The 15,064-nt window shown below is 71.4% G+C and carries 11 protein-coding genes; 5 read left to right on the top strand and 6 right to left on the bottom strand.

The window, feature by feature from the left end; all coding sequences use genetic code 11:
- Positions 1-17: 17 nt before the first annotated feature.
- Positions 18-1,679: an AMP-binding protein gene (locus ACZ37P_RS13485; protein ID WP_467346492.1), complete on the bottom strand. Its 1,662-nt coding sequence runs from the start codon at positions 1,677-1,679 to the stop codon at positions 18-20.
- Between the two features lie 228 nt (positions 1,680-1,907).
- Between ACZ37P_RS13485 and ACZ37P_RS13480 the strand changes: the two genes are divergently transcribed.
- Together ACZ37P_RS13480 and ACZ37P_RS13475 are read left to right on the top strand one after the other, a co-directional pair.
- Entirely contained in the window at positions 1,908-3,041 is a 1,134-nt protein-coding gene (locus tag ACZ37P_RS13480; RefSeq protein ID WP_391119932.1) for an acyl-CoA dehydrogenase family protein, read from the top strand.
- Positions 3,038-3,436: a RidA family protein gene (locus ACZ37P_RS13475; RefSeq protein WP_401312122.1), complete on the top strand. Its 399-nt coding sequence runs from the start codon at positions 3,038-3,040 to the stop codon at positions 3,434-3,436. The genes ACZ37P_RS13480 and ACZ37P_RS13475 overlap by 4 nt, the downstream gene beginning before the upstream one ends.
- A gap of 64 nt (positions 3,437-3,500) precedes the next feature.
- Here the strand turns inward: ACZ37P_RS13475 and ACZ37P_RS13470 are convergent, their stop codons facing one another.
- Positions 3,501-4,643: an L-talarate/galactarate dehydratase gene (locus ACZ37P_RS13470; RefSeq protein WP_467346490.1), complete on the bottom strand. Its 1,143-nt coding sequence runs from the start codon at positions 4,641-4,643 to the stop codon at positions 3,501-3,503.
- Between the two features lie 132 nt (positions 4,644-4,775).
- Positions 4,776-6,305, bottom strand: coding sequence for a helix-turn-helix domain-containing protein (locus ACZ37P_RS13465; RefSeq protein WP_355338602.1), 1,530 nt, complete (start codon positions 6,303-6,305; stop codon positions 4,776-4,778).
- A 293-nt stretch (positions 6,306-6,598) separates the two neighbouring features.
- Between ACZ37P_RS13465 and ACZ37P_RS13460 the strand changes: the two genes are divergently transcribed.
- A complete protein-coding gene (locus ACZ37P_RS13460) occupies positions 6,599-7,117 on the top strand; it encodes a hypothetical protein (RefSeq protein WP_467346488.1) in 519 nt (172 codons plus the stop codon).
- Between the two features lie 15 nt (positions 7,118-7,132).
- Here ACZ37P_RS13460 and ACZ37P_RS13455 read toward each other — a convergent pair whose 3' ends face one another.
- The 3 genes from ACZ37P_RS13455 to ACZ37P_RS13445 form a co-directional block, all read right to left on the bottom strand.
- Complete coding sequence (locus ACZ37P_RS13455; RefSeq protein ID WP_467346487.1) at positions 7,133-8,398, bottom strand: hypothetical protein; 1,266 nt, start codon at positions 8,396-8,398, stop codon at positions 7,133-7,135.
- The gene (locus ACZ37P_RS13450) at positions 8,395-9,252 is read right to left on the bottom strand and encodes a class I SAM-dependent methyltransferase (protein ID WP_391048788.1); all 858 of its coding nucleotides are present in this window, start codon (positions 9,250-9,252) and stop codon (positions 8,395-8,397) included. Before ACZ37P_RS13450 ends, ACZ37P_RS13455 begins: the two co-directional genes overlap by 4 nt.
- Positions 9,253-9,355: 103 nt before the next feature.
- Positions 9,356-9,958, bottom strand: a complete 603-nt coding sequence (locus ACZ37P_RS13445; protein ID WP_467346485.1) for a hypothetical protein — start codon at positions 9,956-9,958, stop codon at positions 9,356-9,358.
- 372 nt (positions 9,959-10,330) lie between these two features.
- Here ACZ37P_RS13445 and acnA point away from each other — a divergent pair, with 372 nt between their 5' ends.
- Together acnA and ngcE are read left to right on the top strand one after the other, a co-directional pair.
- On the top strand, positions 10,331-13,045 hold the full coding sequence (gene acnA, locus ACZ37P_RS13440) for an aconitate hydratase AcnA (protein ID WP_467346483.1): 2,715 nt from the start codon (positions 10,331-10,333) through the stop codon (positions 13,043-13,045).
- Between the two features lie 485 nt (positions 13,046-13,530).
- A complete protein-coding gene (ngcE, locus tag ACZ37P_RS13435) occupies positions 13,531-14,928 on the top strand; it encodes an N-acetylglucosamine/diacetylchitobiose ABC transporter substrate-binding protein (RefSeq protein WP_355338620.1) in 1,398 nt (465 codons plus the stop codon).
- Positions 14,929-15,064: the final 136 nt, after the last annotated feature.

The raw sequence follows: 15,064 nt of genomic DNA, 5'->3' as shown, positions 1-15,064 counted from the left end.
GATCACCCTAGGGCGTCTCAGTCCAGGTCGCGCAGCCGGAAGCGCTGGAGCTTGCCGGTGGGCGTACGGGGGAGCGCGGGCACGAAACGGATCTCGCGCGGCGCCTTGTACGGCACGATCACACTCTTGGCGAAGTCCCGCAGCGCGCCCGCCGCCCGGTCCCCGCCGTCCACGCCCTCGTGCAGGACGACGAACGCCCGGACGATCTGCCCGCGCTCCTCGTCCGGCACCCCGATCACCGCAGCCTCCCGCACGTCCGGGTGCCGCAGCAGCGCCTCCTCGACCTCGGGCCCCGCGATGTTGTACCCGGCCGAGATGATCATGTCATCGGCGCGCGCCACGTAGCGGAAGTAGCCGTCGGCGTCCCGGACGTAGGTGTCGCCGGTCAGATTCCAGCCGTCGCGTACGTACTCCGTCTGGCGTTCGTCGGCCAGATACCGGCAGCCGGTCGGTCCGCGCACGGCCAGCAGCCCCGGCTCGCCGTCCGGCACCGGCCGCAGGCGCTCGTCCACGATCCGCGCGGTGTAGCCGGGTACCGGCAGCCCGGTCGCGCCGGGCCGGGCCGCGTCGTCGGCGGCGGAGATGAAGATGTGCAGCAGCTCCGTCGCCCCGATCCCGTTGATCAGCCGCAGTCCGGTCCGCTCGTGCCAGCCCATCCAGGTCGCGGCGGGCAGATTCTCCCCCGCGGACACGCAGCGGCGCAGCGACGAGACGTCGTACGACGGCAGGTCGCCGAGCATCGCGCGGTACGCGGTCGGCGCGGTGAACAGCACGCTGACCCGGTGCTTCTCGACCGCCGCCAGCAGCTCCTCCGGTCCGGCCCGCTCCAGCAGCAGCGAGGACGCGCCCGCGCGCAGCGGGAAGACCACCAGGCCGCCGAGTCCGAAGGTGAAGCCCAGCGGCGGGCTGCCGGTGAAGACGTCCTCGGGCACCGGGCGCAGCACCCGCGCGGAGAAGGTGTCCGCTATGGCCAGCACATCGCGGTGGAAGTGCATGCAGCCCTTGGGGTGCCCGGTCGTGCCCGAGGTGAAGGCGATCAGCGCCACGTCGTCCGCCGAGGTCGGCACCGCCTCGTACGTCTCGGCGCGCCCCTCGGCCAGCCGCAGCAGATCGTCGTCGCCGGTACCGCCGTACGGGGTGATCCGCAGCCCCGGCACGCGCGCCGCCGTCAGCTCCTCCAGAAACGCGGCGTCGCACAGCGCGTGCGAGACGCGGGCGATCCGGCCCACCTCCGCCAGCTCGTGCGCGCGCTGCGCGGCCAGGACGGTGACGGCCACCGCGCCCGCCTCCAGCACGGCGAGCCAGCAGGCGACCAGCCAGGGGGTGGTCGGGCCGCGCAGCAGCACGCGGTTGCCGGGGACGACGCCCAGCTCGTCGGTGAGGACGTGCGCGATCCTGGCGGTCGTCGCGCGCAGCTCGGCGTACGTCCACTCCGAGCCGTCGGGCAGCCGGAGGCAGGGGGCGTCGGGGCGTCCGGTGGCGAGGAGTTCGGCGGCGCAGTTGAGCCGATCGGGGTAGCGGAGACCGCCGTCGGCTCCGGGGCCTTCACCGAGGGCGTCGCGGTCGTCGCCGTCGTCGCCGTCATCGCCGTCCAGGCCGTCGAGGCGCGGCCACTGGTCGGACGGCGGAAGGTGATCGCGCGCGAAGGTGTCCACATGGGCTGACGGCAGCAGGTCCATGGCGACAGTGCCCCTCGACGAGTAAGCATCCAGCGGACGATTTCAGCGTAACGTGTTGATGACGGCAGTCAACAGGACGCGATAAAGCTGGGAGGCGGGGCGATGGAGGACGGGGTTTCCCGCGGTGCGGATTCCGACGGTCCGGCGGCCGGGGAAGGAGCCGTGGGCCGCGCCGGTGGCGGTGGCATCGGTAGGGGCGGCGGCGCCGGTGGCGGCGGTGGCGCCCGTGTGGCGTTCACCCTCGACCCGGCACGGGCGGCCTGGGCGGACCGGATCAGGGCGCTCGCGGCGGAACGCCTGAAACCGCTGGCCGAGGCCGGTGAGCCGGGCCGCGTCAACCGGCCGCTGCTGGCCGAACTCGGCGCGCTCGGACTCCTGGCCCGCGTCCTGCCGGGAGACGGCGCCCCGGTCTCCGCCCTCGATCTCTGTGTACTGCGGGAATCGCTGGCGCGCGAGTGCACCGAGGCCGAGACCGCCCTCGCCCTCCAGGGCCTGGGCGCCCATCCGCTGCTCACCGCGCCCGCCGTCGCCGCGCGCTGGCTGCCCGAGGTGACCTCGGGCCGGGCCGTCGCCGCCTTCGCGCTCACCGAACCGGGCGCGGGCTCCGACGCGGCGGCGCTGTCCCTGGCCGCCGAGCCGGACGGCGCGGGCCGCTGGCGGCTGACCGGCGAGAAGTGCTGGATCTCCAACGCGCCCGAGGCCGACATCCTCACCGTCTTCGCCCGGACGGCCCCCGGGCCGGGCCCCGGCGGCAGCGGCGCGCGCGGTGTCACCGCCTTCGCCGTCCCCGCTGACCGCCCCGGCCTGACCGGCGAACACCTCGACATGCTCTCGCCGCACCCCATCGGACGGCTGGTCTTCGACGGCGTCCCGGTCGGCGCCGACGACCTCCTCGGCGTGCCCGACCACGGCTTCCGTACCGCCATGGCCACCCTCGACCTCTTCCGGCCCAGCGTCGGCGCCTTCGCGGTCGGCATGGCGCAGGCCGCACTCGACGCGGCCGTCGCGCACGCGGGTGAACGCACCGCGTTCGGCGGCCCGTTGAAGGACCTCCAGGCCGTCGCGCACCCGCTCGCCGAGATGGCCACCCGCACCGAGGCCGCCCGGCTGCTGGTCCACGCGGCGGCCACCGCGTACGACACCGGTGCCGCCGACCTGACCGCCCGCGCGGCGATGGCCAAGCTCTACGCCACCGAGACCGCGCAGTACGTGGTCGACGCCGCCCTCCAGATCCACGGCGCCCGCGCACTGCGCCGCGGCCACCTGCTCGAACACCTCTACCGCGAGGTGCGCGCCCCGCGGATCTACGAGGGTGCCACAGAGGTCCAACGGACCATCATCGCCAGGGAGTTGTACCGATGAGCCTGCGCCGTATCAACCCCGCCGAACTCTCGCCGCCCACCGGCTTCTCGCACGCCGTCACCGCCACCGGCCGCAGCCTGGTGATGCTCGCGGGCCAGACCGCGCTGGACTCCTCCGGCGCGGTCGTCGGCGACGGCCTGCCCGCCCAGTTCGAGCGCGCCCTCGCCAATCTGCTGACCGCCCTGCGCGCGGCGGGCGGCACCCCGGCCGATCTCGCCCGGCTCACCGTGCACACCACCGACGTTGCCGCGTATCGCGCGTGCGCCGCTGAACTGGGCCGGATCTGGCGGGAGTCGGCGGGCCGGGACTATCCGGCGATGGCGGTGATCGGGGTGGTCGGACTCTGGGACGAACAGGCCCTGGTGGAACTGGACGGCATCGCGGTGCTGCCGTAACGCCCTTCCTCGCGTAACCCCCTTCCGCGCGTAACGCCCTGCCTGGGCTGCGCACTTGGCGGCACTACGCGTCCACGCCGGTCCGATAGCTGTCGCGCGTCCACGCGCGGGCCCGGTCGGTGAGGGTGAAGCCGAGGCCGGGGCGGTCGGACAGGTGCATACGGCCGTCCCGGATCTCCAGCCGCTCGTTGAACAGCGGTTCGAGCCACTCGAAGTGCTCGACCCACGGCTCGTGCGGGTAGGCGGCGGCCAGGTGGAGGTGGATCTCCATGGCGAAGTGCGGGGCGAGTTGCAGCCGGTGGTGGTCGGCCAGCGCGGCCAGCTTGAGGAACTGGGTGATCCCGCCGACGCGCGGCGCGTCCGGCTGGATGATGTCGCAGGCCCGCGCGTCGATCAGCGCCACGTGCTCCGCGACACTGGCCAGCATCTCCCCGGTGGCGATCGGCGTGTCCAGCGCGGCGGCCAGCGCGGCGTGCCCCTCCGCGTCGTACGCGTCCAGCGGTTCCTCGATCCAGGTGAGCCCGAACGACTCCAGCGCCCGCCCCAGCCGCGCCGCCGTCGGCCGGTCCCACTGCTGGTTGGCGTCCACCATCAGCGGTACGCCGTCGCCGAGATGGGCCCGTACCGCTGCGAGCCGCTTGAGGTCCTCGGCGCTGTCCGGCTGCCCCACCTTGATCTTGACGCCGCCGATGCCGCGCTCCAGCGAGGCCGTCGCGTTCTCCATCACCTGCTCGACGGGCGTGTGCAGAAAGCCGCCGGAGGTGTTGTAGCACCGCACCGAATCCCGGTGCGCGCCCAGCAGTTTGGCCAGCGGCAGCCCCGCCCGCTTCGCCTTCAGATCCCACAGTGCGATGTCGAACGCGGCGATCGCCTGCGTGGCCAGGCCACTTCGGCCCACCGAGGCGCCCGCCCACACCAGCTTCCCCCACAGCCGCCCGATGTCGTTGGGGTCCTCGCCCACCAACTCCCCGGCCACCTCCCGCGCGTGCGCGAACTGCCCAGGACCGCCGGCCCGCTTGGAGTAACCGAACCCGATCCCCTCGTGCCCGTCCTCCGTCCCGATCTCCGCGAAGAGCAGCGCGACCTCCGTCATCGCCTTCTGCACCCCCGTCAGCACCTTGGCGTCGCTCACCGGCACCGCCAGCGGCAGATAGACGGACGACAATCTGACCGACCGGATCCGGTCACCGGCGGGCGGTAACGACACCACGGAAATCCTCCCGATCACATATCTAAACGCCAAGCGCATCCCTGAACGCGCCCAGCATACGACCAGCCGCCGCACCCCGCACCGACCCGCTCAACAGCAGGTCAGACGGGGTGCGGTGGCATCCGTGTGTCAGATGTCGCGGAAGATCTCGATCTGGGCGCCGATGGAGTTGAGGCGCTCGGCGAGGTCTTCGTAGCCGCGGTTGATGACGTAGACGTTGCGGAGGACGGAGGTGCCTTCGGCGGCCATCATGGCGAGCAGGACGACGACGGCGGGGCGCAGGGCCGGGGGGCACATCATCTCGGCGGCGCGCCAGCGGGTGGGGCCCTCGACCAGGACGCGGTGCGGGTCGAGGAGCTTGACGGCCGCGCCGAGGCGGGTCAGCTCGGTGAGGTAGATGGCGCGGTTGTCGTAGACCCAGTCGTGGATGAGGGTCGAGCCCTGGGCGGTGGCGGCGATGGCCGCGAAGAAGGGGACGTTGTCGATGTTGAGCCCGGGGAACGGCATCGGGTGGATCTTGTCGATGGGGGAGCGCAGCTTGGACGGGCGGACGGTGAGGTCCACCAGCCGGGTGCGGCCGTTGTCGGCGCGGTACTCGGGAGTCAGCTCGTGGTCGAGCCCCATCTCCTCCAGCACGGCCAGCTCGATCTCCATGAACTCGATCGGCACCCGCCGGATCGTCAGCTCCGACTCGGTGACGACGGCCGCGGCCAGCAGGCTCATCGCCTCGACCGGGTCCTCGGACGGCGCGTAGTCCACGTCGCGGTCGATCGAGGAGACGCCGTGCACGGTGAGCGTCGTCGTACCGATGCCGTCGACGCGGACGCCCAGCTCCTCCAGGAAGAAGCAGAGGTCCTGGACCATGTAGTTGGAGCTGGCGTTGCGGATGACGGTGACGCCGTCGTGCCGTGCGGCGGCCAGCAGCGCGTTCTCGGTCACCGTGTCGCCGCGCTCGGTCAGCACGATCGGCCGGGTCGGGGTGACGCTCCGGTCGACCTCCGCGTGGTACGTGCCGTCCGTCGCGGTGATGTCCAGGCCGAAGTGGCGCAGCGCGTTCATGTGCGGCTGGACCGTACGGGTGCCGAGGTCGCAGCCGCCCGCGTACGGGATGCGGAAGCGGTCGGTGCGGTGCAGCAGCGGCCCGAGGAACATGATCACACTGCGGGTGCGCCGCGCGGCCTCGGTGTCCATCGAGTCCAGGTCGAGGCTGGCGGGCGGCACGATCTCCAGGTCGTTGCCGTCGTTGATCCAGCGGGCGCGGACGCCGATGCTGCCCAGCACCTCCAGGATCCGGTAGACCTCCTCGATCCTGGCCACCCGGCGCAGCGTGGTGCGCCCGGCGTTCAGCAGGGTCGCGCACAGCAGGGCCACGCAGGCGTTCTTGCTCGTCTTGACGTCTATGGCGCCGGACAGGCGACGCCCGCCGACCACCCGCAGATGCATGGGGCCCGCGTAGCCGAGGGAGACGATCTCGCTGTCCAGCGCTTCGCCGATGCGGGCGATCATCTCAAGACTGATGTTCTGGTTGCCGCGCTCGATACGGTTGACTGCGCTCTGGCTGGTCCCGAGAGCCTCGGCGAGCTGGGACTGTGTCCAGCCTCTGTGCTGCCTGGCGTCCCGGATGAGCCTGCCGATACGTACGAGGTAGTCGTCGGTCATATCGCCGAGGCTATCTCACATATGAGATGCGGCAACCGCAGATCGGCCGTCCGTGACGGACCCCACTCCCGCCGCGTGCCATCCGGCGTACGCCAGCGCGTGCCGCCCGTGCCCGCACCCGCGACCGCCATCACCGTACTCGCGGGTCACGGCCGCGCAACCCGGAGCGCCGCCCGGCCCACCATCCGACCGCGGAACCCGGTCCCGCAACCCGACCGCGCGGCCCCGGCCCCCGCGGCCCGATGCGCACGCCCCGGCCACGCGCCGCCGCGGCGTACGGCACACTTCCGATCATGCTCACGCGCATACGTTCCCCACGGCCCACGCGGCCCCGGCCCGCGCACCGCGCGGCCGGTGCGGGACTGGCCGTCGCCGTACTCGCCCTGGCCGGAGCGCTCGCCGGGTGCGGCGGGGGCGCGGGCCCCTCGCGGGACCAGCCGAAGCTGCCCTTCGGGTGGTCGCCGAGCGGACCCTCCCGGACACCCCCGACCCGGGCGGAGACGACGGGCGCCGCGGCCACGCGGGGTACCGGATCGCCCTCGGCCGGCTCGACGTTCGCCCTCACGGCGCCGCCGGCGCGCGCGGGCGCGACCGCGGTGACGCCCGGCGTGAGCGGGAACGCGCGCACATGCCCGACCCCCGGACACCCGTATCGCGTGTGCGGCCACTACACGCTGGTCCGGCCGACGATCGACCCGTCCGCGCCATGCGTCGACAGCGACCAGGGGGTCCACGGCGGCACGACGTATGTGTGCCTCTACGGCTACTGGGTGGAGCTGCCGAAGGTCCCGACACCGGCCACGCCGACGTAGCGCGGCCGGTGCCCGCTACCGCCCGTGCGGTACGAAGATCCGCTCGTCGTCGGCCGCTGCCCGCGGCGCCGGAATCCGGCGGCGCGCCACCCACCGCGGCGTACGCGGCAGGACCACGGCCAGCAGGCAGCACACCGCCATGCCGAGCAGCCCGGTGACGACGCCGAGCTTGGTGGCCAGGGAGACCTGCGGCAGGACGAACACGGCGATGTCGAGGCCGAAGGACGCGGCGCTCACCACCGTCAGCGCCGCCGCGACACGGTTCAGCCGGGCGTCCAGCGCCTCCGCGCGCTGCGAGGACGCGGCCAGCAGGGAGTTGCTGACGTAACCGAGGAGCTTGTCGGCGCGCTCCTGGGTGTCATCGAGCCCGATCACCTGGCGCGCGGAGAGATAACTGGCCCGGTGCGCCTGCGTCGACTCGATCCGGTAGCCGTCGAGATGGTGGAAGTCGGCCCACAGACCGTCGAGGAACCGCCGGAAGGCGTGCACATCGGTGGTCTCGGGGTGGCCGTGCGCCAGGTCGGCCAGCACCCACCGCCTGGCGACGAGCGCGCCCACCAGCAGCGACTGCTGCGCCACCGCGATGTCCGTGGGCTCGGTCATGGTCAGCAGATCGTGCAGCGGCGTCGCCGGATCGCGGTCCCAGGCGTAGGTGTACGGCAGCAGGATCCGGCAGTCGGGGCCCGATATCAGCGCGGGGACCCGTGCGTCGGCCGCCCACGGCGGGTCCCGCGTCACGAAGTGGCAGTTGTAGCGCGCCGATTGACGGTCGATCGGCGAACCCGCCCCGGTCAGCGCGAGATCGGGACGCAGGGCGATCCCCTGGACTAGACCACTGGCGACGGCCGCGGCCAGCACCGCCGTCAGGATCGGCGCGTCCGCCTCCCGCAGCGCCTGGTTGACGGTCGCGTCGAGCGCGTCGAGGTCATGCAATGCCATCCGCCGCAGATCGGCCTCGTGCCGCAGCGCGTAGACCACCAGCACCGTGCCCGCGGTCAGGATGCGCGCGTGGCAGGCCACGATCTCCGTGCCCGGCAGGCTGATCGCCGGTCCGACCATGCCGGTCAGGTCCATCTCGATGGTGGTGTCCGGGTTGTACGCCAGCGACCGCAGGCCCCCGACCACCGGCCGTAACTCGCCGTGGCCCGGCACCGCGACCAGCTCCAAAGAGCTGACGGGGGAGCGGTGGTGCAGCGGATACGCCCGGCTCTGGAGGTGCAGCACCTCGCTCGCGCCGAAGCTCATACTGCCGCTCGCGCCGCTTCTCGCGCCGCCGCTCATGCCGCCGCGCCCGCGCGGCCGGTGCCGGAGCCGGGGGTCCAGGAGACCGCCACGTACTCCGGGATCAGGTCGGACTCGCTCACCGACACCCCGCCCAGATAACGGCGTTGCAGATCCTCGGGGCCCCGGTCCTCGATCGCCGTGCCCAGCAGCGACTCCAGCTCGTCGTGCGTGAGATGGCTCGCGTCCGCGGGCACCGACCTGCGCAGGAACCAGTCGCGCTGCTCGGCCAGGACGCGGCAGCCCGCCGCCGCCGCGGGCCAGTAGCTGACCGCGGTCACCGCCGTCGTGCCGAAACCGGCGCCCAGCGTCACCACCGACCGTGCCGCGTCCCCCGGCAGATAGAAGACGACGCCCTCCGCGACGTACGCGACCGGCCGACCGGCCGCCAACTCGCGTGCGGCGGAGGTCACTTCGGCGCGGCCCTGCGCGCTGTTCAGATCGGCCGCGAGATGCCGCACCTCACGCTCCGGCGCGACACCGGACGCCGTCAGCTCCGCCGCCCGCCGCCGCTTGGCCGCCGCCATCTCCGGCAGGTCCACCTCCAGCGCCGCGGGGAACGGCAACAGCCAGGGATACGAGGAGAAACCGGCCCCGCACACCACGAGCACCGTGTCCGGGTCGGCGCGCAGCGCCCGCGCGAGGGTGTCGGCGATGTAGCGTCCGCGCAGCGACACCACCAGGTCGTCGTGCGGGTACACCTCGTCGGCGAACTCCCGCCACAACTCCCTCACCGCGGGCCGGTCACCGTCCGGAATCCACGCGCCCGCCAGAGGATCCTCGGCGAGGTCGGGCTTGCGCGCCCGCGACTCGTTGACCAGATACGCGGTCAATTCGACCCCACCGTGCTGCATGACCCGTCGACCCCCGAGTGTGTGACGTTGCGTCACCCACCTTGGTATCACGTGCCGTTGCCGTTGTGGATCTCCCCGTCGGCCGCACGAAGGGTCCCGCGGGTCAGGTCCGCAGTCGCGCCAACTCCGCTTCCCTGGCGTCGATGTACGGTCCGAGGTCGGTCACGGTCGCCAACCGGACCTGTCCGATGGGCACGTGGTGCCCGACGACGGTGACCGTGACGGGTTCAGCGTCAGCGTCCGCATCAGCGTCCGTACAGGCATCCGCCACCGCCTCGATCCGCGCCGCCCACCACGTCCCTTCCGTCAGGACATCGGCCGCCCGCGGCGCACCGTCCACGACGACCTCCGCCCGCGACGTACGGCCCGCCCCGGCCTCCCGCGCCGAAGGGTCCTCGTCCGCCCGCGGGTACCCGTCCCGCTCCAGCCGCAGCGACTCGGCCAGGCTCACCGGCTCGGCGTCACGCACCGCGCTGGTCACCCAGACCGCCGCCTCGTCCTGCCCCAGTCGTCCGTGCCGCACGGTGATCCGCTGCCATACGTCGTCTCTTTTGTGGCCCTCGGCGAACCACGCCGGTTCCGGCGCGGGACCGGTCACCGCGCACACCCGGAAAGGCGGCGCCCCCCGCAGCGCGGCCATCCGCCGCGCCGCCTCGGCCAGGACCGCCGCGACCCTCGCGCCCTCGTCCTCCGTCGCATACCGCATGAGGGCATTGTCCCGGCACCCGTCAAGCGGGCACACTCCCGCGCGAGGCCCGCGCCCCGTCCCGCGTCCGACCCGCCGCACGGCACACCCGTTGGTCACGCCCGTCCGACCAGCCCGTCCGACCCGGCGCGCGCCACGCCGCCGTCCCCGGGCGGGCCGGGCATGACCCAGCGGCGGTCATGTACTAGAGTTATCTCGACATCGAGATATCTGCTGAGGCGTACGACGACCGCACCGCACGAGGTAAGGGTTACCTAACCAGGGCCCACCTTAGCGGACCGGCCGGCGGGCATGTCACCGACATGCGGCCGGGCCGGGGGACCGCGGTGGTACGCGCGCAATGACGCAAGACGACGCATGAAGGAGACTGTCGTGTCGGCGAACAGCTTCGACGCCCGCAGCACGCTGCGCGTGGGCGACGAGTCGTACGAGATCTTCCGGCTGGACAAGGTGACGGGCGCGGCCCGGCTGCCGTACAGCCTGAAGGTGCTGCTGGAGAACCTGCTGCGTACCGAGGACGGCGCGAACATCACCGCCGACCACATCCGGGCGCTGGGCGGCTGGGACTCCCAGGCCCAGCCGAGCCAGGAGATCCAGTTCACGCCGGCCCGCGTGATCATGCAGGACTTCACGGGTGTGCCCTGCGTCGTGGACCTGGCCACCATGCGCGAGGCCGTCAAGGAGCTCGGCGGCGACGCCGCCCGGATCAACCCGCTCGCCCCGGCCGAGCTGGTCATCGACCACTCGGTGATCGCCGACCGCTTCGGCACCGCCGACTCCTTCGCGCAGAACGTGGAGCTGGAGTACGGCCGCAACAAGGAGCGCTACCAGTTCCTACGCTGGGGCCAGACCGCGTTCGACGAGTTCAAGGTCGTCCCGCCCGGCACCGGCATCGTTCACCAGGTGAACATCGAGCACCTGGCCCGTACCGTCATGGTCCGCGGCGGCCAGGCGTACCCGGACACCCTGGTCGGCACCGACTCGCACACCACCATGGTCAACGGCCTCGGCGTGCTCGGCTGGGGCGTCGGCGGCATCGAGGCCGAGGCCGCGATGCTGGGCCAGCCGGTGTCCATGCTGATCCCGCGGGTCGTCGGCTTCAAGCTGACCGGCGAGCTGCCCACCGGCACCACCGCCACCGACCTGGTGCTGACCATCACCGAGATGCTGCGCAAGCACGGCGTGGTCGGCAAGTTCGTGGAGTTCTACGGCGAGGGCGTCGGCGCCACGTCGCTGGCCAACCGCGCCACCATCGGCAACATGTCGCCGGAGTTCGGCTCCACCGCGGCGATCTTCCCGATCGACGAGGAGACGCTGAAGTACCTGCGGCTGACCGGCCGCGACGCGCAGCAGGTCGCGCTGGTCGAGGCGTACGCCAAGGAGCAGGGCCTGTGGCTGGACCCGGCCGCCGAGCCGGACTTCTCCGAGAAGCTGGAGCTGGACCTCGCCACCGTCGTCCCGTCGATCGCCGGGCCCAAGCGCCCGCAGGACCGTATCGTCCTGGCGAACGCCTCCCAGCAGTTCGCCCGCGACGTGCGCAACTACGTGACCGACGACGAGGAGGCGGGCAAGGAGTCCTTCCCGGCCTCCGACTCCCCGGCCACCCACAACGGCGTGCCGACCAAGCCGACCGTGGTGACCGCCCCCGACGGCAGCACGTACGAGATCGACCACGGCGCCGTCACCGTCGCCGCGATCACCTCGTGCACCAACACCTCGAACCCGTACGTGATGGTCGCCGCCGCCCTGGTCGCCAAGAAGGCGGTCGAGCGCGGTCTGACCCGCAAGCCGTGGGTGAAGACGACGCTGGCGCCCGGCTCCAAGGTCGTCACGGACTACTTCGACAAGGCGGGCCTGACCCCGTACCTGGACAAGCTCGGCTTCAACCTGGTCGGTTACGGCTGCACCACCTGCATCGGCAACTCGGGCCCGCTGCCCGAGGAGGTCTCCAAGGCGGTCAACGAGGCGGACCTCGCGGTCGCCGCGGTGCTCTCGGGCAACCGCAACTTCGAGGGCCGGATCAACCCGGACGTCAAGATGAACTACCTGGCGTCGCCGCCGCTGGTCGTCGCGTACGCCATCGCGGGCTCGATGAAGGTGAACATCACCGAGGACGTCCTCGGCACCGACACCGACGGCAAGCCGGTCCGCCTCCAGGACATCTGGCCGACCGAGGCCGAGGTCAACGACGTGGTCGCGTCCGCGATCGGCCAGGACATGTTCAACGAGTCCTACCGCGACGTCTTCGCGGGCGACGCGCAGTGGCAGGCGCTGTCGATCCCGACCGGCGACACCTTCGAGTGGGACCCGCAGTCCACCTACGTCCGCAAGCCCCCGTACTTCGAGGGCATGACGATGGAGACCACCCCGGTCACCGACATCGAGGGCGCCCGCGTCCTGGCCAAGCTCGGCGACTCGGTCACCACCGACCACATCTCCCCGGCCGGCGCGATCAAGGCCGACACCCCGGCGGGCAAGTACCTCACCGGACACGGCGTCGACCGCCGCGACTTCAACAGCTACGGCTCGCGCCGCGGCAACCACGAGGTCATGATCCGCGGCACCTTCGCCAACATCCGGCTGCGCAACCAGATCGCGCCGGGCACCGAGGGCGGCTACACCCGCGACTTCACCCAGGCGGACGGCCCGGTCGCCTTCATCTACGACGCCTCGCGCAACTACATCGAGCAGGGCGTGCCGCTGGTCGTCCTGGCGGGCAAGGAGTACGGCTCCGGCTCGTCCCGCGACTGGGCGGCCAAGGGCACCGCGCTGCTCGGCGTCAAGGCGGTCGTCGCGGAGTCCTACGAGCGCATCCACCGCTCCAACCTGATCGGCATGGGCGTGCTGCCGCTCCAGTACCCCGAGGGCGCCTCCGCGGCCTCCCTGGGGCTCACGGGCGAGGAGACGTTCGCCATCTCCGGCGTGACCGAGCTGAACGACGGCACGACCCCGCGCACGGTGAAGGTCACCACCGACACCGGCGTGGAGTTCGACGCCGTTGTCCGGATCGACACCCCCGGAGAGGCCGACTACTACCGCAACGGCGGCATCATGCAGTACGTGTTGCGGTCGCTGATCCGCAAGTAACGATCAAGTGACGTTCCGCTACGGCGGATACGCAGAAGAAACCGCAGGCGGGCCGCGCTCCTCTCAGGGGAGTGCGGCCCGTCCGCTTATGTCCGTACATGCAGACCGGCTCGGCCCGGTTCGGTCTTCACTACTTGAACGCACTTCCGTGACAGTCGTGTTGACTAGTGAATACAAGATCCGGCGCGCTCGGGATCGGTGAGACATCCCACGTTTCGCGGAGGTCTCAACTCGGGAAAGCTTGCCGCCCAAACCATCATTCGATCTTGCCCTGCCGACTGCAAGTGGACTATACCTGTCGGCGTCCAAGGAACCCGCTCACAGCGGGGCGGGGCGGGGGGGAACGTCGGGCAGAAACACCCGGCGGCCTACGGTGACGTACCCCTCCTCGATGGATGCACGGCATCACTCAAGCTTCAACTGTTCGCGGTCGTCGGCGGATTCCGCTGCACCGCATGAGTCCTGATGAGAGCGAGGACTTGAGCATGGGATCCGAAATGAACCGCCGGGATCTGGTCAAGCGTTCCGCGGCGCTTGGCCTCGTAGCCATTCCGTCGGCCGGTCTGCTGAGCGCCTGCGCGTCCAGCGGCGGTGACAGCAGTAGCGACAAGCCCACCAAGAGCGCGACTGCGGCCTCGAAGGACAACCCCTTCGGCGTGAACGACTCCACGGCCCTCGACATCGTCATCTTCGACGGTGGTTACGGCCACGACTACGCCACCGCGCTCGGCAAGCTGTACGAGTCCAAGCACCCGGGCTCCAAGTCCAGCGTCCTGCCCACGCAGGACATCGCCGGCAAGCTCCAGCCGCGCTTCAACGCCGGCAGCCCGCCGGACGTCATCGACGACTCGGGCGCCCAGCAGATCAAGCTGGACGTCCTGCAGAAGAGCGGTCAGCTCGCGGACCTCACCCCGCTGCTCGACGCGCCCTACATCGACGACCCGAGCAAGAAGATCCGCGACGTGCTCCAGCCCGGCACGATCGAGACCGGCACGCTCGACGGCAAGATGTACTCGCTGAGCTACATCTACACCGTGTTCGGCCTGTGGTACTCCGGCAAGCTGTTCAAGGACAAGGGCTGGACCGAGCCCAAGACGTGGGCCGACTTCATCTCCCTTTCCGCGGAGATCAAGAAGGAGAAGATCGCGCCCTTCTGTCACCAGGGCAAGTACCCGTACTACATCAACGTCGCGATCATGGACCTCATCGCCAAGAACGGCGGCCTGGAGCTCCAGAAGCGCATCGACACGATGGACCCGACGGCCTGGGACGACCCGGCCGTCAAGGCGGGCATCGAGGCGGTCTACGAGATCGTGGACAAGAACTACCTGCTGCCCGGCACCAACGGTCTGACCCACATCGAGTCGCAGACCGCGTGGAACCAGTACAAGGCCGCCTTCATCCCGTGCGGCTCCTGGCTGGAGAACGAGCAGATGAAGGCCACCCCGAGCGACTTCGACATGAAGTTCATGCCGATGCCGTCGCTCACGGGCGACAAGCTGCCCTTCGAGGCGATCCGGGCGGGCGCGGGCGAGCCGTTCATCGTCCCGGAGAAGGCCAAGAACAAGGCCGGCGGCCTGGAGTTCCTGCGCATGATGCTGACGAAGGAGGGCTCCGGCAAGTTCGCCGCCGCCGCCAACTCCCTCACCGTCCTCAAGGACGGCGTCGGCTCCGACGTCCAGCTCCGTCCGGGTACCGCGTCGACCGTGACCGCGCTGAGCGCTGCCGGTGCGAACACGTTCAACTACAACTACCCGAACACCAACAGCGAGTTCGATGTCGCCCTGCAGAACCTGAGCGGTGAGCTGATGGCCAAGCGCCTCACCCCCGCCCAGTGGATCTCGAAGGCCAAGGCGCTCGCGGCCAAGGCCAAGAAGGCCTGACCCAGCGACGTCGTGCGGTGGGGGGGGGGGGGGGGGGGGGGGGCGCCCCCCCCCCCGCCCCCCCCCCCCCCCCAAAACCCCCCCCCCCCCCCCCAAAAACCCCCCCCCTCTGTCTTCTCCCCCCCCCCCCCCCCCC

The sequence above is a fragment of the Streptomyces sp. NPDC024632 genome, assembly GCF_055559175.1.
Note: the sequence above shows the minus strand (reverse complement) of the source record. Positions and strands in the feature narration are given on the sequence as shown.